Annotated in this window: 22 protein-coding genes; 4 read left to right on the plus strand and 18 right to left on the minus strand. The window is 67.2% G+C overall.

Annotated elements, in window-relative coordinates; translation table 11 throughout:
• Positions 1-3: 3 nt before the first annotated feature.
• The 4 genes from frr to rpsB all read right to left on the minus strand — a co-directional run bounded on the left by frr (position 4) and on the right by rpsB (position 3258).
• The gene (frr, locus tag D514_RS33270; RefSeq protein ID WP_017830710.1) at positions 4-558 is read right to left on the minus strand and encodes a ribosome recycling factor; all 555 of its coding nucleotides are present in this window, start codon (positions 556-558) and stop codon (positions 4-6) included.
• Between the two features lie 68 nt (positions 559-626).
• Positions 627-1343 carry a UMP kinase gene (gene pyrH, locus D514_RS33275; RefSeq protein WP_017830711.1) on the minus strand — a complete coding sequence of 239 codons (717 nt, stop codon included), beginning with the start codon at positions 1341-1343 and terminating at the stop codon, positions 627-629.
• Between the two features lie 94 nt (positions 1344-1437).
• On the minus strand, positions 1438-2265 hold the full coding sequence (gene tsf / locus D514_RS33280) for a translation elongation factor Ts (protein WP_017830712.1): 828 nt from the start codon (positions 2263-2265) through the stop codon (positions 1438-1440).
• Positions 2266-2307: 42 nt separating this feature from the next.
• Positions 2308-3258: a 30S ribosomal protein S2 gene (gene rpsB, locus D514_RS33285; RefSeq protein ID WP_017830713.1), complete on the minus strand. Its 951-nt coding sequence runs from the start codon at positions 3256-3258 to the stop codon at positions 2308-2310.
• Positions 3259-3562: 304 nt separating this feature from the next.
• On the opposite strand from rpsB, the gene D514_RS33290 reads away from it, so the two are divergent.
• A complete protein-coding gene (locus tag D514_RS33290) occupies positions 3563-4096 on the plus strand; it encodes a murein hydrolase activator EnvC (RefSeq protein ID WP_017830714.1) in 534 nt (177 codons plus the stop codon).
• A 25-nt stretch (positions 4097-4121) separates the two neighbouring features.
• Here D514_RS33290 and D514_RS33295 read toward each other — a convergent pair whose 3' ends face one another.
• The 9 genes from D514_RS33295 to D514_RS33335 form a co-directional block, all read right to left on the minus strand.
• Positions 4122-5024: a tyrosine recombinase XerC gene (locus tag D514_RS33295; protein ID WP_017830715.1), complete on the minus strand. Its 903-nt coding sequence runs from the start codon at positions 5022-5024 to the stop codon at positions 4122-4124.
• Positions 5025-5086: 62 nt separating this feature from the next.
• Positions 5087-6283, minus strand: a complete 1197-nt coding sequence (gene dprA / locus D514_RS33300) for a DNA-processing protein DprA (RefSeq protein WP_017830716.1) — start codon at positions 6281-6283, stop codon at positions 5087-5089.
• On the minus strand, positions 6280-7809 hold the full coding sequence (locus D514_RS33305) for a YifB family Mg chelatase-like AAA ATPase (protein WP_017830717.1): 1530 nt from the start codon (positions 7807-7809) through the stop codon (positions 6280-6282). The genes dprA and D514_RS33305 overlap by 4 nt, the downstream gene beginning before the upstream one ends.
• Positions 7806-8168 (minus strand): YraN family protein, encoded by a 363-nt coding sequence (locus tag D514_RS33310; protein WP_017830718.1) that lies wholly within the window; start codon positions 8166-8168, stop codon positions 7806-7808. Before D514_RS33310 ends, D514_RS33305 begins: the two co-directional genes overlap by 4 nt.
• 128 nt (positions 8169-8296) lie before the next feature.
• Positions 8297-8623 (minus strand): DUF2469 family protein, encoded by a 327-nt coding sequence (locus D514_RS33315; RefSeq protein ID WP_017830719.1) that lies wholly within the window; start codon positions 8621-8623, stop codon positions 8297-8299.
• A 72-nt stretch (positions 8624-8695) separates the two neighbouring features.
• A complete protein-coding gene (locus tag D514_RS33320; protein ID WP_017830720.1) occupies positions 8696-9355 on the minus strand; it encodes a ribonuclease HII in 660 nt (219 codons plus the stop codon).
• On the minus strand, positions 9352-10077 hold the full coding sequence (gene lepB, locus D514_RS33325; protein WP_017830721.1) for a signal peptidase I: 726 nt from the start codon (positions 10075-10077) through the stop codon (positions 9352-9354). The genes D514_RS33320 and lepB overlap by 4 nt, the downstream gene beginning before the upstream one ends.
• 117 nt (positions 10078-10194) lie before the next feature.
• Positions 10195-10542, minus strand: coding sequence for a 50S ribosomal protein L19 (gene rplS, locus D514_RS33330; protein WP_017830722.1), 348 nt, complete (start codon positions 10540-10542; stop codon positions 10195-10197).
• Positions 10543-10711: 169 nt separating this feature from the next.
• Positions 10712-11200, minus strand: a complete 489-nt coding sequence (locus D514_RS33335; protein ID WP_017830723.1) for a hypothetical protein — start codon at positions 11198-11200, stop codon at positions 10712-10714.
• Positions 11201-11309: 109 nt separating this feature from the next.
• Here D514_RS33335 and map point away from each other — a divergent pair, with 109 nt between their 5' ends.
• Positions 11310-12092: a type I methionyl aminopeptidase gene (gene map / locus D514_RS33340; RefSeq protein WP_017830724.1), complete on the plus strand. Its 783-nt coding sequence runs from the start codon at positions 11310-11312 to the stop codon at positions 12090-12092.
• Between the two features lie 28 nt (positions 12093-12120).
• On the opposite strand, the gene D514_RS33345 is transcribed toward map, so the two are convergent.
• Positions 12121-12852, minus strand: a complete 732-nt coding sequence (locus tag D514_RS33345; RefSeq protein WP_017830725.1) for a class I SAM-dependent methyltransferase — start codon at positions 12850-12852, stop codon at positions 12121-12123.
• 71 nt (positions 12853-12923) lie between these two features.
• On the opposite strand from D514_RS33345, the gene D514_RS38170 reads away from it, so the two are divergent.
• Positions 12924-13517: a histidine phosphatase family protein gene (locus tag D514_RS38170; protein ID WP_236610970.1), complete on the plus strand. Its 594-nt coding sequence runs from the start codon at positions 12924-12926 to the stop codon at positions 13515-13517.
• 36 nt (positions 13518-13553) lie between these two features.
• On the opposite strand, the gene trmD is transcribed toward D514_RS38170, so the two are convergent.
• From trmD to rpsP, 4 genes are read right to left on the minus strand one after another with little or no spacing between them, the layout of a single operon-like run.
• Positions 13554-14273, minus strand: a complete 720-nt coding sequence (gene trmD, locus D514_RS33355; protein WP_017830727.1) for a tRNA (guanosine(37)-N1)-methyltransferase TrmD — start codon at positions 14271-14273, stop codon at positions 13554-13556.
• 19 nt (positions 14274-14292) lie between these two features.
• Complete coding sequence (rimM, locus tag D514_RS33360) at positions 14293-14910, minus strand: ribosome maturation factor RimM (RefSeq protein WP_051056604.1); 618 nt, start codon at positions 14908-14910, stop codon at positions 14293-14295.
• Positions 14894-15124, minus strand: coding sequence for an RNA-binding protein (locus D514_RS33365; protein ID WP_017830729.1), 231 nt, complete (start codon positions 15122-15124; stop codon positions 14894-14896). Before D514_RS33365 ends, rimM begins: the two co-directional genes overlap by 17 nt.
• A 6-nt stretch (positions 15125-15130) precedes the next feature.
• Entirely contained in the window at positions 15131-15559 is a 429-nt protein-coding gene (gene rpsP / locus D514_RS33370) for a 30S ribosomal protein S16 (RefSeq protein WP_017830730.1), read from the minus strand.
• Between the two features lie 210 nt (positions 15560-15769).
• Here rpsP and D514_RS33375 point away from each other — a divergent pair, with 210 nt between their 5' ends.
• Positions 15770-16921 carry a glutamate--cysteine ligase gene (locus D514_RS33375; protein ID WP_031206183.1) on the plus strand — a complete coding sequence of 384 codons (1152 nt, stop codon included), beginning with the start codon at positions 15770-15772 and terminating at the stop codon, positions 16919-16921.
• The last annotated feature ends 10 nt before the right edge of the window (positions 16922-16931 follow it).

Below are 16931 nucleotides of genomic sequence, written 5' to 3' on the forward strand. Positions count from 1 at the left end.
TGACTACACCTCGAGGAGTTCTGCCTCTTTGCGCTTCAGCGCGTCATCGATGAGATCGACGTGCTGACGCGTCAGGACGTCGAGCTCCTTCTCGCCGCGCGCGATCTCATCCTCGCCGAGCTCGCTCTTGAGCGCGTCCAGCTCGTCCTTCGCCTTGCGACGGATACCGCGGACGTGGACCTTCGCGTCTTCGGCCTTGGTCTTGACGAGCTTGACGTACTCCTTGCGACGCTCGGCCGTGAGCTCCGGCATCGTCACGCGAACGAGGTTGCCGTCGTTCGTGGGATTGGCACCGAGGTTCGGCATGTCGCGGATGGCCTGCTCGATCGCCTTCAGCGCCGACTTGTCGTACGGCGTGATGATGAGCGTGCGTGCCTCCTGGTTCGCCAGCGAAGCGAGCTGCGCGATCGGGGTGGGCGTGCCGTAGTAGTCCACGAGGACCTTCTGGAACATCTGCGGGTTCGCACGACCGGTGCGCACCGTGGAGAAGTCCTCCTTGGCAGCTTCGACCGCCCGGTTCATGCGAGTGGTGGTTTCAGCGAGGACGTCCGCGATCACGGTGACTCCTATCGTCGGGGTGTTCTGCAAATTCTATCGGGCGAAGTCGTCTCCGCCGTGTCACACGCTCAGGCGGTGACGAGGGTTCCGATCGGCTCGCCGAGGAGCGCACGGGTCACGTTGCCCGCCGGCTCCATGCCGAACACCCGCATGTCCATGCTGTTGTCCATGCACAGGCTGAAGGCCGTGGAGTCGACGACCTTGAGACCGCGCTGCAGGGCGTCGCGATAGGTGACGCGCTCGATGCGCTCCGCGTCGGCGTGCTTGTTCGGGTCCGCGGTGTAGATCGCGTCGACGCCGTTCTTGGCGACGAGCACCTCGTCCGCGCCGATCTCCAGCGCGCGCTGCGCAGCGACGGTGTCGGTGGAGAAGTACGGGAGGCCTGCACCGGCACCGAAGATGACGACGCGGCCCTTCTCGAGGTGGCGTTCGGCGCGACGCGGAATGTACGGCTCGGCGACCTGCGTCATCGAGATCGCCGACTGCACGCGGGTGGCGGCTCCGGCCTGCTCCAGGAAGTCCTGGAGAGCGAGGGCGTTCATGACCGTGCCCAGCATGCCCATGTAGTCGGCGCGTCCGCGGTCCATGCCGCGCTGGCTCAGCTCGGCTCCGCGGAAGAAGTTGCCCCCACCGACGACGATCGCGACCTCGACGCGGTCGACGGCGGCCGCGATGTCGCGCGCGATCTGGGACACCACATCGGGGCTGACGCCCAGCTGCCCCGCTCCGAATGCCTCTCCGGAGAGCTTGAGAAGGACGCGGCGGCGTCCGGTGCGTTCAGTCATGGGTGGGTGTGTCCTCTCGTCCCGATTCAAGATAGTGCCTAGTGGGCATGAAGAAGGGGTTCGGATCTTCGCGATCCGAACCCCTTCGACGTTGCTACGCGCCGACCTTGAAGCGCGCGAAGTCCGTCACGGTGATACCGGCGTCCTTCGCCACCTGGGCGACAGAGAGCTTGTTGTCCTTGGCGTAGTCCTGCTCGAGCAGGGCGACCTGCTTGATGAACGCAGAGACGCGGCCCTCGACGATCTTCGGGAGAGCCGCTTCCGGCTTGCCCTCGTTGCGAGAGATCTCGGTGACGATCTCGCGCTCCTTCTCGACCGCGTCGGCAGGAACGTCCTCCCGCGACAGGTAGGACGGGTTCGCGAACGAGATGTGCTGCGCGATGCTGCGCGCAGTCTCCGCGTCGTCACCCGAGTAGGCGACGACCACGCCGATCTGCGGCGGCAGGTCCTTGCTCGTGCGGTGCAGGTAGACCTCGACCTTGTCGCCGGAGATCGTGCGCACCCGGCGCAGCTCGACCTTCTCGCCGATGATCGCAGCCTCTTCCGAGATGACCTGCTCGACGCTCTTGTCGCCGGCGGTCGCGGCGAGGGCAGCGTCGACCGAGTCGGCCTTCACTGCTGCGGCGGCGTCGGCGACCTTGTCGGCCAGCGCGATGAAACGCTCGTTCTTGGCGACGAAGTCGGTCTCGCATGCGAGCTCGATGAGCGTCACAGCGCCATCCTGCTCGCGAGCGACGATCAGTCCCTCGCTGGTCGAGCGGTCAGCGCGCTTGGCGTTGCCCTTCGCACCCTTGAGACGCAGGATCTCGGTGGCCTTCGCGACGTCTCCGTCGGCCTCCTCGAGCGCCTTCTTGGTGTCGACCATTCCGGTGCCGAGCTGCTCACGCAGCGCCTTGAGGTCAGCGATGGTGAAGTTGGCCATGTGTGGTGGCTCCTTGCTTCGTTAGGTGTGTGTACGAGGGGATTACTTGGCGTCAGCAGCCTCGGCGGCGGCGACCTCAGCGGTCTCCTCACCGGAAGCGGCGGCGATCGCCTCGTCGTGAGCCTCAGCACCGGCCTCGTCGGCAGCGGTCTCGTCGGCGGCGGGCGTCTCGACGACGGCGGCAGCGTCATCTGCGGTGACGACCTCGGCGGCGTCAGCGGACTCCTGAACCTCCTGGGCCGGAGTCTCGAGGAGCTCCTTCTCCCAGTCGGCGAGCGGCTCGGCGTCGCCCGTCTCCGGGTTGTGCTTCTGCTGCAGACCCTCGGCCGCGGCGTCAGCGATGATGCGCGTCAGCAGCGAGACGGAACGGATGGCGTCGTCGTTACCGGGGATCGGGTACTGGAAGTCGTCCGGGTCGGCGTTCGTGTCGAGGATGCCGATCACCGGGATGCCGAGCTTCTTGGCCTCGTCGATCGCGAGGTGCTCGCGCTTGGCGTCGACGACCCAGATGGCCGACGGCGTCTTCGTGAGGTTGCGGATACCGCCGAGCGACTTGTGAAGCTTGTCGAGCTCGCGCTTCTTGAGGAGCAGCTCCTTCTTCGTGAAGCCGCTGTTCGCCGGGGTCTCGTAGTCGAGCTCCTCGAGCTCCTTCATACGAGCGAGACGCTTGGAGATCGTCTGGAAGTTGGTGAGGAGTCCACCGAGCCAGCGCTGGTTCACGAAGGGCTGGCCGACACGGGTCGCCTGCTCTGCGAGGATCTCCTGCGCCTGCTTCTTGGTGCCGACGAAGAGGATCGTCCCACCGTGGGCGACGGTCTCCTTGACGAAGTCGTAGGCCTTGTCGATGTACCCCAGCGACTGCTGCAGGTCGATGATGTGGATGCCGCTGCGCTCCGTGAGGATGAAGCGCTTGACCTTCGGGTTCCACCGACGGGTCTGGTGTCCGAAGTGCACGCCGCTGTCGAGCAGCTGGCGGATGGTGACCACAGCCATGGTCGTCTCCTTGTTCTGGCGCGTTCCTGCGCCGTTGAGGTTGCAAGCCGATCGGATGATCGGACTTCCTGGTGCCCGGCTCACGCCCGCCCGCTCGAAGAACAGGACCTGTGGGAATGGATGCCGCGATCTGAATCGCTTTGGGCACGCGTAGTCACCTCGATTTCGAGGTGCTCCCCCAGCATACAGGATCGCGCGTCCACTGACCCTGCACTCACGCTCGCCTACCTGACTTGTCCCGCAGAGGTGGCCCCGACGTCGCTTCGTACGCGAACGCCCGTTCATGCACGATGAGACTTCTGCCATGCGCGCATCGTCCAGAACCATCTCCATACTGCTGATGGCGTTCGTCATCGCCGCCTCGTCCCCGTCCGCCGTCACCGGCGCCGCCGAAGCCGCGACGCCGTACGACGCCGACGGGACTCACTGGAGCTGGCCGTTGGCCGGCCCGCGCCTGGTACTGGAGCCCTATCGCGCCCCCGCGCACGAGTACGGAGCCGGGCATCGCGGAGTCGATCTCGGCGCATCCGTCGGCGCGGTGGTGTCCGCTCCGGCCGACGGGACCGTCGCCTTCCGCGGCACCGTGGTGGATCGCCCGATCCTCACCATCGCACACGCGAATGGACTGGTGACCACATTCGAACCGCTTCTCTCCCCCTTGGTTCCGGGTGACGTCGTGGTCTCCGGCGAGGAGATCGGATTCGTCGACATGGGCGGACACACCTCACCCGGCGCACTGCACCTCGGCGTTCGACGCAACGGGGACTACGTGAACCCCCTGCTCTTCTTCGGTGAGGTTCCTCGCGCCGTGCTTCTCCCGTGTTGCCTCGCCCACTGAGCGAAGGTGCGCGGGAGACGCCGGCTCACGCCCGCGGATGGGCGAGCCGGTAGGTCGCGGTCAGCCGCTCGGTGGAGACGTGCGTGTAGATCTGCGTCGTTCCGAGACTGGCGTGTCCGAGGATCTCTTGCACGGCGCGGAGATCGGCTCCACCATCGAGAAGGTGCGTGGCAGCGGTGTGCCGCAAGGCATGAGGGCCGATCGTCTCCGTGCCCACGATAGGGGCGAGCTCACGTGCGACGAGTTCGTACACGGTGCGCGGTCCCACTCGCGCGCCCCGGCTTCCGAGGATCACTGCGGCGGTGAACGTCCGCGACCTGGCCACGAGAACCGGCCTTCCGCGTGTCAGGTACGCGGTGAGCGCGTCGCGCGCCGGGGAGCCGTAGGGAACCACGCGCTCCTTGGCGCCTTTGCCGAGCACGCGCGCAGTGCCGCGATCGAGGTCGAGATCGTCGATGTCCAGTCCGCACAGTTCCGAGACGCGGATACCGGAGCCGTACAGCAGCTCGAGGATCGCGTGGTCCCGCAGCGCGAGCGGGTCGCCCTCCTCGGCTGCGGCGCGGAGCGTGTCGAGGAGCGCGGACATCGCATCTCGTGAGGCGACCGTCGGCAGCGTCCTCCCCTTCTTCGGAGCGACCAGACGCAGGCTCGGGTCATGGGCGATGAGAGCGCGCTCCTGCGCCCAGCTGAAGAACGACCGGGCCGTGGCCGCCCGCCTCGCCAGTGTCGATCGCGCATCACCCCGCTGTGTCGCGTGCCAGAGCCAGTCCCGCAGAACCTCCAGGTCGACGGCCTCGAGCGGGACGCCCCCTGCCGATGCATCGAGGTCGCGCAGATCGGAGCGATAGGCCTTCACGGTCGCGGGAGACAGCCGACGTACCCGCTGCAAGTGATCGGCGAACTCGTCCACCGCGGTCACGAGATCCATGACTCCAGCTTGCCCCGCTCCCGAGATGTCTCGGGCAGCCTCGCCGTCGACATGTCAGGGAATCAGCGCGATGGGGGCACGGGAGCTCGATACCACCCTCCGCCGTCGAGTGCGACGTCTCCCTCCAGATGCAGGAGGCCGAGCACCGCACGGACGCGATCCGGCGACAGCCCGGAACGACGGGCCACCTCCTCTATCGGCAGTCGGGACCTGGTTCCCAGGGCGTCGAGAACACGGGTATGGCTCGAGTCGCGGACGCGCGCCTCCCGGCCGTATACCTGGTCGAGCGAGCCGAGCAGTTCTCTCACCTCCCGGGCTGAGGTGACGCATTGCGCGTCGTACTCGCGCAGGAGACGATGACATCCGGCCGAAGAGGCCGAGGTCACGGCCCCGGGGACGGCGCCCAAGGGGCGACCGAGGGCGGCCGCGTGGCCGGCGGTGTTCAATGATCCGCTGCGCCACCCTGCCTCGACGACGACCGTCGCGTGACCGAGCGCCGCGATCAGACGGTTCCTCGCGAGGAACCGCCACTTCGTGGGCGCCGCGCCGCAGGGCGGCTCGCTCACGAGCGCCCCCTCCTCCGCTATTCGTCTCAGGAGCGACTGATGTCCGGCCGGGTAGGCACGATCCACTCCCCCGGCGAGAAACGCTATGGTCGCACCCTCTACACCGAGAGCCGCTCGATGCGCCGCACCATCGATCCCGTAGGCACCGCCCGAGACGATCACCGCCCCGGTAGCGGCGAGATCACCGGCCAGTTCGGTCGCGACGTGTTCGCCATAGCCGCTGGATGCGCGCGCCCCGACGATCGACACGCGAGGTTCGCTGGTGAGCAGTTCGGCGTGGCCTCGCACCCAGAGCGCGCTCGGAGCGTGGGGACCGAGGTCTTCCAGGGCAGTCGGCCACGCCACGTCGCCGGGGATCAGGAGCTGTGCATCGACGTCGGCGGCGCTGCGCAGCGCCGCGCCCACCGCAAGGGGGTCTGCGCGCATGCGCCATCGAGCGCGACCGTCGCGGAGTGCGCGCGACGCGGCGGCGCTCGCACCGCCCGGTGCGAGCAGCGATGAGGAATCTCCGACGGCCAGCGCGAGGGCTTCCACCGCTCCCGCCGACTGGATCAGCGCACCGGCCACCGCGTCACCAGGCTCAGCGATCACCGTCCACGCGGCGCGCGCGATGCATTCGTCGAGGTCGTTGCCCGGATGGATGCGGCGCGCGAGATCCGTCATCTCGGAATCGGCCAGCAGCAGGTCGATCATCGCGGCAGCCCCCGTCGGAGGTGCAGTGCGCGTCCGATCTCGTCGATGCCCGGCCGCTCGATCTCCGCGAGATCCGCCATCGTCCAGGCGACGCGCAGAACCCGGTCGTAGCCGCGAAGTGTGAGAGCGCCGCGCTCCAGCGCGCGATCGAGAGGAGAGCGTGTCACCGAAGGCAGCCGGTGCGGTCCCTGTCGCAACCACGTGCCCGGGACGTCGCCGTTACGACGCCATCGGGTCCCTTTCCATCGGGAGGCTGCTCTCGCCCGAGCGGCAGCGACACGATCACGCGCCTGAGCCGTGGAGAGCTCTCCCCTCTCTCCCGCCATCGCTCGCGATGCGGCGACACGGTTCACCTGCAGATCGATGTCGATGCGGTCACGAAGCGGTCCGGACAACCGAGTGGAGTAACGCCTGATCGACATGGGAGGACAGACGCACTCGGCTCCGCGAACACCATGATTCCCACACGGGCAGGGGTTCATCGCGAGGAGCAACTGGAAACGGGCGGGGAAGGTGGCGGTGAATCCTGCTCGATGCACCTCGATCACCCCCGACTCGAGCGGCTGTCTCAGCGCATCGAGCGCGACGCGCGAGAACTCGGCGGCTTCGTCGAGGAACAGCACACCGCGGTGCGCCCGCGCGATCGCTCCCGGTCTCGCGGTGCGGGATCCGCCGCCGACGAGAGCGGCGACCGACGCGCTGTGATGCGGCGCTTCGAGCGGCGGAAGCGGATCGAGAGCTGCGACCGCCTCACCGCTGAGCGAGCGTACCGACGCGACCTCGAGGGCCTCCTGTTCCCCGAGCGCGGGCAGGATCCCCGGGAGCCTGCGGGCGAGCATCGTCTTCCCCGCTCCCGGAGGGCCGCTCAAAAGCATGTGATGACCACCGGCCGCTGCGACCACGAGTGCGTCCACAGCGTCTTCCTGACCCACGACATCGGCCAGGTCGAGGCTGTCGCCCCGAGTGTGCACGGCCGTTGTGACCTCGACGGCCTCCACATCGGGCGCCTCGACATCGGCGCCATGCCAGACGGCCACCTCGGCGAGAGAGGCTGCCGCGCGAATCTCGACGCCGGGAACCAGCCGCGCCTCCGCTTCGTTGCCCCGAGGCACGATCACCGTCGCGAATCCGGCTCGCGCCGCGGCGAAAACTGCGGGAAGCACGCCGGGAACGGGACGGACCCTGCCGTCGAGGCCGAGCTCGCCGATATGGACCGTCGCGGCGATCGAACGCGCCTCGATGGATCCGCCGGCAGCGAGACAGGCCATGGCTATCCCCAAGTCGAATCCGGCCCCGTGCTTGGGAAGGCTCGCCGGTGAGAGGTTCACCGTGAGTCGTCGCCGTGGCAGGTCCAGTCCGGCGTTCTTGCAGGCGTTGTGCACGCGTTGGACGGCCTCGCCCAGCGACTTGTCCGGCAGCCCGATGATGCGGAACTCGGGAGTCTGATTCGACATGTCGGCCTCGACCTCGACCAGATGCCCGTCGACTCCGGTGAGAGCGACCGCCCAGGTGCGCGCGGTGGTCATGCGATGTCCACGAGATGCTCGAGCGCGCCGGAAGACGGATCCGGTCCGATGATGCCTATGGCTTCGAGTCGCACACGTCGACCGCGGGCGGCTTCCGGATTCTCCGCGACCCATGCCTGCGCGAGTTGCCACAGCCGACGTCGCTTACGGGCGTCGATCGCCTCGAACGGGTGGCCGTAGGCGGTCGTCCGTCGCGTCTTGACCTCGACCACAGCGAGATGGCCGTCGCGCGCGGCGACGATGTCGATCTCTCCCTGCGCGCACCGCCAGTTCCGCGCGAGCACGGTGTACCCGTTGCCCCTCAGATGCTGTGCGGCGCGCTCTTCGCCTGCTCTTCCGAGTTCATCCTTCGCTGCCATGTGCCCAGCATCACGCGGGGTGCGTTCCGAAAGGAGCGTTTCGATGCCGCTTCCGCGGCATCTGGGGAGAAGTCAGCTCTCCGAGATCGTGTGGAGGGCGTGCGAAGGCGGCGGGCCGAGAGGAACCGTCACTCGCCGTCGAGGGAGAGCTCCTGCGGGAGCTCGAACTCCCGGCGCTGCAGTTCCTCGACATTGACGTCCTTGAACGTCAGCACGCGCACAGCCTTGACGAAGCGATCGGCACGGTAGATGTCCCACACCCAGACGTCGGTCATCGAGATCTCGAAGTAGAAGTCATGCTCGGTGTCCCGACGGACGACATTGACTTCGTTGGCCAGGTAGAACCGGCGTTCGGTCTCCACGACGTACTGGAACTGCGACACCACATCCCGGTACTCCCGGAACAGTGCCAGCTCGAGCTCGCGGTCGTAGTCGTCGAAGGCTTCCTCATCCATGATGTCTCCATCCTAGAGTCGCGGGCACCGCGGCGCGTCATCGACGGCTCGGGCACGGCCGGTGCGACCCGATCAGAACAGCGTGGGCACGTCCGCGATCGCCCAGGATGCCCTGTGGTGCGGGGAGAGCCCGACAGATCGGATCGCGTCGCGATGCGCTGTGCTGGCGTAGCCCTTGTTGCGGTCCCACTGATATGCGGGATGCGTCCCGTGGAGCTCGGTCATGTGTGTGTCCCGCGCGACTTTCGCGATCACGGATGCCGCCGAGACCGATGCGCAGTCCCGGTCGGCCTTGACCACCGGACGCACCCGGAGCGGGGTGGGATGCACCTTCGACAGATAGTCGTGGTTACCGTCGAGCAGGATGAGAGCCCCGTCGAGCACCGCGCCCTGATCGGCGACCGCCTGAACCGCCCGCGATGCGGCGAGACCGAGCGCCCGCATGATGCCGACCTCGTCGATCTCCGCCGCGCTCGCCCACCCGACAGCTGACGCCTGCACCCATGCCGCCGCGCGCGCAGCGACCTCGGGCCTGCGCAGTTCCGTCACGAGCTTGGAATCCCGCAGCCCCTCGGGCACTCGACGGCGAGCACCAGCGGCATCCATCACCGCAGCTCCCACGGCGACCGGTCCGGCGAGTGCACCTCGACCGACCTCGTCCAGAGAGATGATCAGCTCGCACTCGCCGAGGAGTCGGCGCTCGAGAGTCAGCTTCGGCGCGACGACAGTCATTCCGGAGCCGGAACGCCGTTGAAGATCTCGTGATGACCGTCGATCGGCCCCAGCCGGTCCAACGGCCAGGTCGTGAGGAACGCCTTGCCCACGATGTTCCCCATCGGGACGAAGCCGCCGCTGGGGAGATCCTGGTGCGCGCGGGCGTCGCGCGAACGGTCGCGATTGTCGCCGAGCAGCCACACCGAGTCCTCGGGCACCACCACGTCGAAGGGGTCGTTCGAGGCAGCAGTGTCGCCGGGCGGGAGGTTGAGGTAGCTGAGCTCATCGATGGGCGCGCCGTTGATGGTGATCTGGCCGAGGGCGTTGCAGCAGACGACATGATCGCCGGGCAGACCGATCACGCGTTTGACGAGATGGTCCTGCGAGTCGGTGGCGGAGATGCCCACGAAATTCAGCACCCAGTCGACAGCTTCGACCAGCGGCGGCTGCGCAGGGGTCTGCGGTTGCCCGTCGAGCCACCCGCCCGGGTCCTTGAAGACGACGACGTCGCCCCTCTCGTAATCCGTCCAGCGGGGCGTGAGCTCGTCGACCAGGATGCGGTCGTTGATCAGCAACGTGCGTTCCATCGACGCGGAGGGGATGTAGAACGAACGGACGACGAAGCTCTTGACGACGAAGGAGACCAACGCGGCGATCACGACGATCACCAGGACGTCACGAAGGAAGACCAGGAACCCGCGACGTCGTCTGGACGTGGGCGCGGACGGGGATTCAGTCATCAGGTTCCTTCACGATCAAGCACCGTCGTGCGGCGACGGTATCTAGGTTCGCACACCGCAGGGAGAACAAAGCACCCCGGGACATCGTGTCCCGGGGTGCTGTGGAGATGCTGCGACTCAGCGGTCGCGCTTCTCCTTGATCTTCGCCTTCTTGCCGCGCAGCTGGCGGAGGTAGTAGAGCTTCGCGCGACGCACGTCACCGCGGGTGACGACCTCGATGTGGTCGATCACCGGGGAGTGCACCGGGAAGGTACGCTCGACGCCGACCTGGAAGCTGATCTTGCGGACCGTGAAGGTCTCACGCACGCTGTCGCCCTGACGGCCGATGACGACGCCCTGGAAGACCTGGATACGAGAGCGGCTGCCCTCGGTGATGTTGACGTGCACCTTGACGGTGTCGCCGGGGAAGAAGTCCGGGATGTCCGAACGGAGGGAAGCCGCATCGACGGCGTCGAGGATCTGCATGATCGTCTCTCTCTGCACCCGCCACAGGTCGCATGCATGTATTCAAAGGAACAAGAAAAGGATTGAACTGTACGGCGCTCAAGCGTCCGCGGGCTCCCCTGTGGCAGAACCGGTCACAGCACAAACACTCATTCTGCCATGGATGCGACGCCCGACCAAAACGCCGACATCAGTCGCGACTATCGGTCTCCCGCACCACGATGACCTCGTGGGCGCGCGTGGGCGGTGCCGGCTCATCCACCGTCGGAATCGTCGACCAGGTGATGGTCTCTCGCAGACGCGCTCCGCTCCCCTTCGCCTCGTTCCACAGCTGCCACAGCTGCAACCAGATCAGGGCGATACCGGAGACGATGGCACCCGTGAGCAACCACGGGAACGCCCCGTCGATGAAGAACCCGACGGCGATCGTCAACCCGTTCCAGACGGTGAACCCCGCGACGTCCCACCAGGAGACCGCCCGTTCGATGCGGACCGAGGGACGCGAGCGCGTCAGGAGGGTGAGCAGAAGTTGACCGAGGAAGACGGAGGGCATCGCGATGAGCAGCACCCAGAGGATCGACCATCCTCCCTGGAAGACACCCCACCCGATGAGAAGCCACAGCGGCAGCAGGAACGCCGCCGGAAGAAGCCAGCGGAAGAAGGCCTGTCGCAACCACATGCTCAGATCGTACGACGCCGTCCGTTCCCGTGTCCGGGTGTTCGCTGACAGCGGTCGGGGATCCGGAGGCGTGGGATCAGGGAGAATAGAGAGGACGAGAGGACAACCGATGATCGAACTGCGCACCCCTGCCGAGATCGATGAGATGCGCGCAGCAGGACGCTTCGTCGCCGAGACGCTGGCGACGCTGCGCGATGAGACGAAGGTCGGGACCAATCTCCTCTCGATCGACCGCCGCGCACACGACATGATCCGCAAGGCAGGGGCGGAGTCCTGCTACATCGACTACCACCCCTCCTTCGGGGCGAGTCCGTTCGGCAAGGTCATCTGCACCTCGGTCAACGACGCGGTGCTGCACGGGCTCCCCCATGACTACTCCCTGCGCGACGGCGACCTCGTCACCCTCGACTTCGCGGTCGCGGTCGACGGCTGGGTCGCCGACTCCGCGGTCTCCTTCGTCGTCGGATCGGCGCGCGAAGAGGACCTCCGGCTCATCGACACCACCGAGCGTGCTTTGACCGCCGCGATCGACTCCGCCACGGTCGGCAACCGCATCGGCGACATCTCCGCAGCCGTCGCCGCTGTCGCGCACGGTGAGGGGTACTCGATCAACACCGACTTCGGTGGACACGGCGTCGGACGCACGATGCACGGAGACCCCCATGTTCCCAATGACGGTCGCGCCGGCCGAGGCTTCCCGTTGCGGTCGGGCCTGGTCCTCGCGCTCGAGCCCTGGTTCCTCGCGACGACCGATGAACTCGTCACCGACCCCGACGGATGGACGCTGCGCAGCGCTGACGGCTCCCGGGGAGCGCACTCGGAGCACACCATCGCGATCACGGATGAGGGACCGGTCATCTTGACGGATCGGTCATTCCTCGGCGTCGACTGACCTCCACCACTCCCCGATCGCGCAGAACTCAGGCGCGACGGTAGACGTAGATCTCGGTGACGTGCGGAAGGTCGAACAGGTCTCGCCCGCAGGTCTGCTCCGACGCGTCGATCACGGTCTCGATGTCGCCCAGCATCCGGGTGCGCGTCGGTTGATCCGCGATGAGCACACTGCTGACGGTCGTCCACCGGTGAAGGTAGTGCTCGCGGGCGATGGACTCCGTCCATCGGAGCTGGGTTCGAAGAACGAGCTCGAATCCGGGAAGCTCCTCGTCGGCACTGTCTGCCGAGGCGCCGGCGGCGGCGGGATGCGCGATGCCATGGCAGGCCCGGTCCCAGGCGCACTCCGGATCCGCGCGGTTCCACAGCAGCCCTAGTGTTCCTCCGGGGACCAGCACGCGTGAGATCTCGGCACACGCCGGGCCCCGATCGAACCAATGGAAGGCCTGGGCGACGGTGACCACCTGAACGGACGCATCCCCCAGCGGGATACGCTCGGCGGTGCCGACCAACGCCTCGACGCCGGGGAGCGTGGACCTCAGGACGTCGAGCATGCGCTCCGACGGTTCGACGGCGCAGGTGTGTCGTGCGCGAGCAGCGAGCAGACGGGTGAACTTACCCGTACCTGCGCCCAGATCCAGCGCTGCATCCACGGCGGCCGGCACGATCACCGTTGCCGCCTCAGCGGGAAACCCGGGACGGTATCGGTCGTAGTCGTCGCCGATGCTTTCGAACGACCGGGCGAGCGCTTGTTCAGGCATGGCTCGACGCTACCAGCGGCCCGTTGCGACGCCGCGAGACCGGAACGGGCGCGGTATGCCATCCTGATTCCATGATTCCGCAGGATCGTCATGTGCCGGAGCGTCTGCTGCTCGCTCGGCACGGTCAGACCGTGTGGAACGTCGAACGTCGCCTGCATGGTCAGCTCGACTCGCCCCTCACCGACGAGGGCGTCACACAGTCGCATGCCATCGCGGACCTCCTCGCGGACCGCGGGGTCCTCACCGTGTGCTCCAGCCCGCTCGGCAGGGCGATGCAGACCGCGACCATCATCGCCGAGCGGGTCGGAGCGCAACTGATCGAAGTCCCCGAGCTCGCGGAGCTGGACCACGGGGAGCTGGCGGGCATGACCTGGGAGGAGATAGAGGCGGCGTACCCGACGGCGAGAGAAGAGCGAGCCGCGAATCGCTACGGCTGGGCGTTTCCCGGCGGGGAGAGCTATGCGCAGGCCAGGGTGCGGGCGCGAAAGGCTCTCAGCACCTGCGGGTGGGCTTCGGAGGGGGCGCCGCTGCTCGTGAGCCACGAGATGATCGGACGGATGCTGCGGGCGGAACTGCGGGGCCTCGACGCATCGAACGCCCTCGGACTCCGGCATCCGCACGGCGTGGTCTTCGAGATCGACGGCGGCTCGGAGCGGATGCTCTGACGCCTTCCGGGTGACGGAATCGGCGCTCGGCTTCGATCAGACCGGGGCCGTCTCGTCACCGGGAAGGAGATCGGGACGACGCCGCTTCGTGCGCTCGATCTGCTGCTCGCGGCGCCAGGAGGCGATCGCGCCATGGTTCCCACTCAGCAGCACATCCGGCACGGAACGCTCTCGCCACGATGCCGGCTTCGTGTACGAGGGGTACTCCAGAAGACCGTCTTCGTGCGACTCCTCGACCAGGCTCTCCGGGTTGCCGACGACCCCGGGGATGAGCCGGCCGATGGCCTCGATCATCGCCATCGTCGCGACCTCTCCCCCGTTGAGGACATAGTCGCCGAGGCTGATCAGTCGCACCTCGCCCAGGTCGGAGGCGTACTCGAACACCCGCTCGTCGATGCCCTCGTAACGGCCGCAACCGAAGACGAGATGCTCCCGGGTCGCCAACGCTCGTGCAGTCTTCTGCGTGAAAACCTCACCAGCGGGCGACGGGAAGATGATGGTGGGTCGCTCGGTGGGCGCCTCACCGGACGACCCGGCGATCTCATCGAGGGCGAGGCCCCACGGCTCGGGCTTCATCACCATGCCGGCGCCGCCGCCGTAGGGGGTGTCGTCGACCGTGCGGTGTCGATCAGAGGTCCAGTCCCGAAGATCCCGGACACGGAGGTCGATCAGACCGGATTCCTGGGCCTTCCCGAGCAGGGAGAGCGTCAGACCGTCGAAGTAGGACGGGAAGATGGAGAGGACGTCGATGCGCACGGGGGAACCGTATCAGCGCTCACTCGGCCGCTTCGGCGTCCGAGGGCGTCTGCGGCTCCGCGTCCGCAGCATCAGGAAGCTCTTCGAAGAGTCCGGGCGGCGGGGTCACGATGACGCGCCCTGCCTGGACATCGACCGTCGGGACGATGGCGGAGACGAACGGCACCATGACCTCGTTCTCCCCGGCCTTGACGATGAGGAGGTCCTGCGCGGGAAAGTGCTCCACGCGTACGACCCGGCCGACGACGGTGTCGTCACGCACGACGTCGAGGCCGACGAGCTGGTGGTCGAACCACGCGTCGTCCTCGACCTCATCGACGTCCTGGTCGATCCAGAGGATCGCCCTGACGAGGCTGTCTGCGGCGTCGCGATCCTCGACGTCGTCGAAGAAGACGACGGGATTGCCGTTCATGACCCGGTACTCGCGGACCGTGATCTCCTTGCCATGCCACGGAGATGCCTCTGGCACCTGCAACGTGAAACCGGCACCGGGGACGAATCGTCCCTCAGGGTTGTCGGTGTACAGCTCGAGCTTGAGTCCGCCTTTGAGCCCGTGCGCCTTGACGAGGCGCCCGACACGCAGCTGGTTCTTGCCCTGGTTGCGGTCCTTCGCCACCACGTCAGTCGTCCGCGACATCGACACGGACCCGACGCCCGTCAGCGAGTGCGCTGACGAGGGTGCGAAGGGCCTTCGCGGTGCGGCCGCCGCGCCCGATCACGCGTCCACGGTCATCGGGGTGCACACGCACCTCGAGGAGGTCGCCTCGCGGCGATGTGGACTCGTTGATACGGACATCTTCCGGGTGATCGACGATCCCCTTGACGATGTGTTCGAGCGCGGCGGCGAGCACGACGGATTACTCTGCGTCGGCGGCGGGAGCCGCGTCGGCCTCGGCGGCGGCGGGAGCCTCCTCAGCGGGGGCCTCCACCTTCTTCTCCGCCTTGGGCTTCACGACGGACTTCTTGGCGGCGTCGATCTCGAACGGAACCTTGGGCTCCTTGACCTTGAGCGTGGACTTGGCGTCCTTGTCGCCCTTGAACTTGCCCCAGTCGCCCGTGATCTTGAGGATGGCGGCGACCTGCTCGGTCGGCTGCGCGCCGACGGAGAGCCAGTACTGCGCACGCTCGGAGTCGACCTCGATGAACGAGGGCTCCTCGGTGGGGTGGTACTTGCCGATCTCCTCGATCACGCGACCATCGCGCTTGGTCTTCGAGTCGGCGACGACGATGCGGTAGTACGGCGCACGGATCTTGCCCAGGCGCTTGAGACGAATCTTGACAGCCACGATTCTCCTGAATTGTGTGGAAGGAAACGAACTGGTCGCCTGGAGAGTGGGGTGCACACCCGGCGGAAGCTCAAATGAGTGTGGACACCTGCTGGATAGAGGGTCGAGCAGGTCGTCCGACCCTCTATTCTGCCAGAAGCGCGCGCCAGGCGCGAAACGTGGCGAAACGACCGTTGCCGTGTCGCGCCTCGCCCGTGCCAGACTGTGCGGGTGAAGCTCGAGTTCGCCTCCTCGGCCCGGTCCACCGTCGGCCTCGAATGGGAGATCATGCTCGCGGACCCCGCGACCGGTGATCTCGTCGGACGTGCGCCCGAACTGCTCGCAGCGCTCGAAGCCGAGAGCGCCGAGGAGCGCCATACGGTCACGGGCGAACTGCTCACGAACACGATCGAAGTCACGAGCGGCATAGGCGATTCCGTCGCCCACGCTGTCGACGACATCGCGAACGCCATCACCGCGGTGCGTGCGGCGACCGACCCGGCCGGAGTCGAGCTGCTCTCGGCGGGAAGCCACCCGTTCGCGCAGTGGTACGACCAGCAGGTCACCGACAAATCGCGGTACCACACGCTGATTGAGCGCACCCAGTGGTGGGGGCGGAACATGATGATCTGGGGAATCCACGTCCACATCGGCGTCGAGGACCAGCGCAAGGTGTTCCCCATCATCAACGCTCTCGCCGGGTTCCTCCCCCATCTGCAATCGCTCGCCGCCTCGAGCCCGTTCTGGGCGGGTGAGCGCACCGGCTACGCCTCCAACCGCGCGCTGGTGTTCCAGCAGTTGCCGACCGCGGGACTCCCGTGGCCCCTGCACGACTGGTCGCAGTACGAGTCGTACCTCGACGACATGGTGCGCACCGGCGTGATGGCGGATGCCACCGAGGTGCGCTGGGACATCCGCCCGGCACCCCGCTGGGGGACGATCGAGGTCCGCGCGTGTGACGGACTCTCCACGCTGCCCGAGCTCGCCTCGGTAGCGGCGCTCGTGCAGGTCCTCGTCGAGGACTTCTCGCGCCAGCTCGACGAGGGCAAGACCCTTCCGGAGCTTCCCGCCTGGTTCCATCGCGAGAACAAGTGGCGCGCGGCGCGCTACGGGCTGGAGTCGAGGGTGATCGTCGATGCGGCCGGCACCCAGCGCCCCGTGCGCGAGCACCTCGCGGAGACACTCGAAGCCCTCACCCCGACCGCCGTCGAGCTCGGCTGCGGTCGGGAGTTCGGCGGCATCGCCACGATTCTCGACGGCGGGGCGAGCTATGCACGTCAGCTGGCGGTCGCGGATGCCGCTGGTGGCGATCTCTCGGCGGTGGTTCAGCATCTGATCCGCGAGTTCCGCTCAGGCCCCGAATCCTCCACCGAGGAGCCGTAGCCGGTGCCGT

The sequence above is a fragment of the Microbacterium sp. UCD-TDU genome (assembly GCF_000340625.1).
GTDB lineage: Bacteria > Actinomycetota > Actinomycetes > Actinomycetales > Microbacteriaceae > Microbacterium > Microbacterium maritypicum.

Coding starts and splice junctions, on each gene's coding strand:
- pyrH (WP_017830711.1), bottom strand. CDS start 1,343: ATGACTGAACGCACCGGACGCCGCCGCGTCCTTCTCAAGCTCTCCGGA.
- D514_RS33315 (WP_017830719.1), bottom strand. CDS start 8,623: ATGGATGAGGAAGCCTTCGACGACTACGACCGCGAGCTCGAGCTGGCA.
- map (WP_017830724.1), top strand. CDS start 11,310: ATGATCGAACTGCGCACCCCTGCCGAGATCGATGAGATGCGCGCAGCA.
- rpsB (WP_017830713.1), bottom strand. CDS start 3,258: ATGGCTGTGGTCACCATCCGCCAGCTGCTCGACAGCGGCGTGCACTTC.
- D514_RS33320 (WP_017830720.1), bottom strand. CDS start 9,355: ATGACTGTCGTCGCGCCGAAGCTGACTCTCGAGCGCCGACTCCTCGGC.
- D514_RS33290 (WP_017830714.1), top strand. CDS start 3,563: ATGCGCGCATCGTCCAGAACCATCTCCATACTGCTGATGGCGTTCGTC.
- rimM (WP_051056604.1), bottom strand. CDS start 14,910: ATGTCGCGGACGACTGACGTGGTGGCGAAGGACCGCAACCAGGGCAAG.
- D514_RS38170 (WP_236610970.1), top strand. CDS start 12,924: ATGATTCCGCAGGATCGTCATGTGCCGGAGCGTCTGCTGCTCGCTCGG.
- D514_RS33295 (WP_017830715.1), bottom strand. CDS start 5,024: ATGGATCTCGTGACCGCGGTGGACGAGTTCGCCGATCACTTGCAGCGG.
- lepB (WP_017830721.1), bottom strand. CDS start 10,077: ATGACTGAATCCCCGTCCGCGCCCACGTCCAGACGACGTCGCGGGTTC.
- rplS (WP_017830722.1), bottom strand. CDS start 10,542: ATGCAGATCCTCGACGCCGTCGATGCGGCTTCCCTCCGTTCGGACATC.
- tsf (WP_017830712.1), bottom strand. CDS start 2,265: ATGGCCAACTTCACCATCGCTGACCTCAAGGCGCTGCGTGAGCAGCTC.
- D514_RS33335 (WP_017830723.1), bottom strand. CDS start 11,200: ATGTGGTTGCGACAGGCCTTCTTCCGCTGGCTTCTTCCGGCGGCGTTC.
- dprA (WP_017830716.1), bottom strand. CDS start 6,283: ATGATCGACCTGCTGCTGGCCGATTCCGAGATGACGGATCTCGCGCGC.
- D514_RS33305 (WP_017830717.1), bottom strand. CDS start 7,809: ATGACCACCGCGCGCACCTGGGCGGTCGCTCTCACCGGAGTCGACGGG.
- D514_RS33345 (WP_017830725.1), bottom strand. CDS start 12,852: ATGCCTGAACAAGCGCTCGCCCGGTCGTTCGAAAGCATCGGCGACGAC.
- D514_RS33310 (WP_017830718.1), bottom strand. CDS start 8,168: ATGGCAGCGAAGGATGAACTCGGAAGAGCAGGCGAAGAGCGCGCCGCA.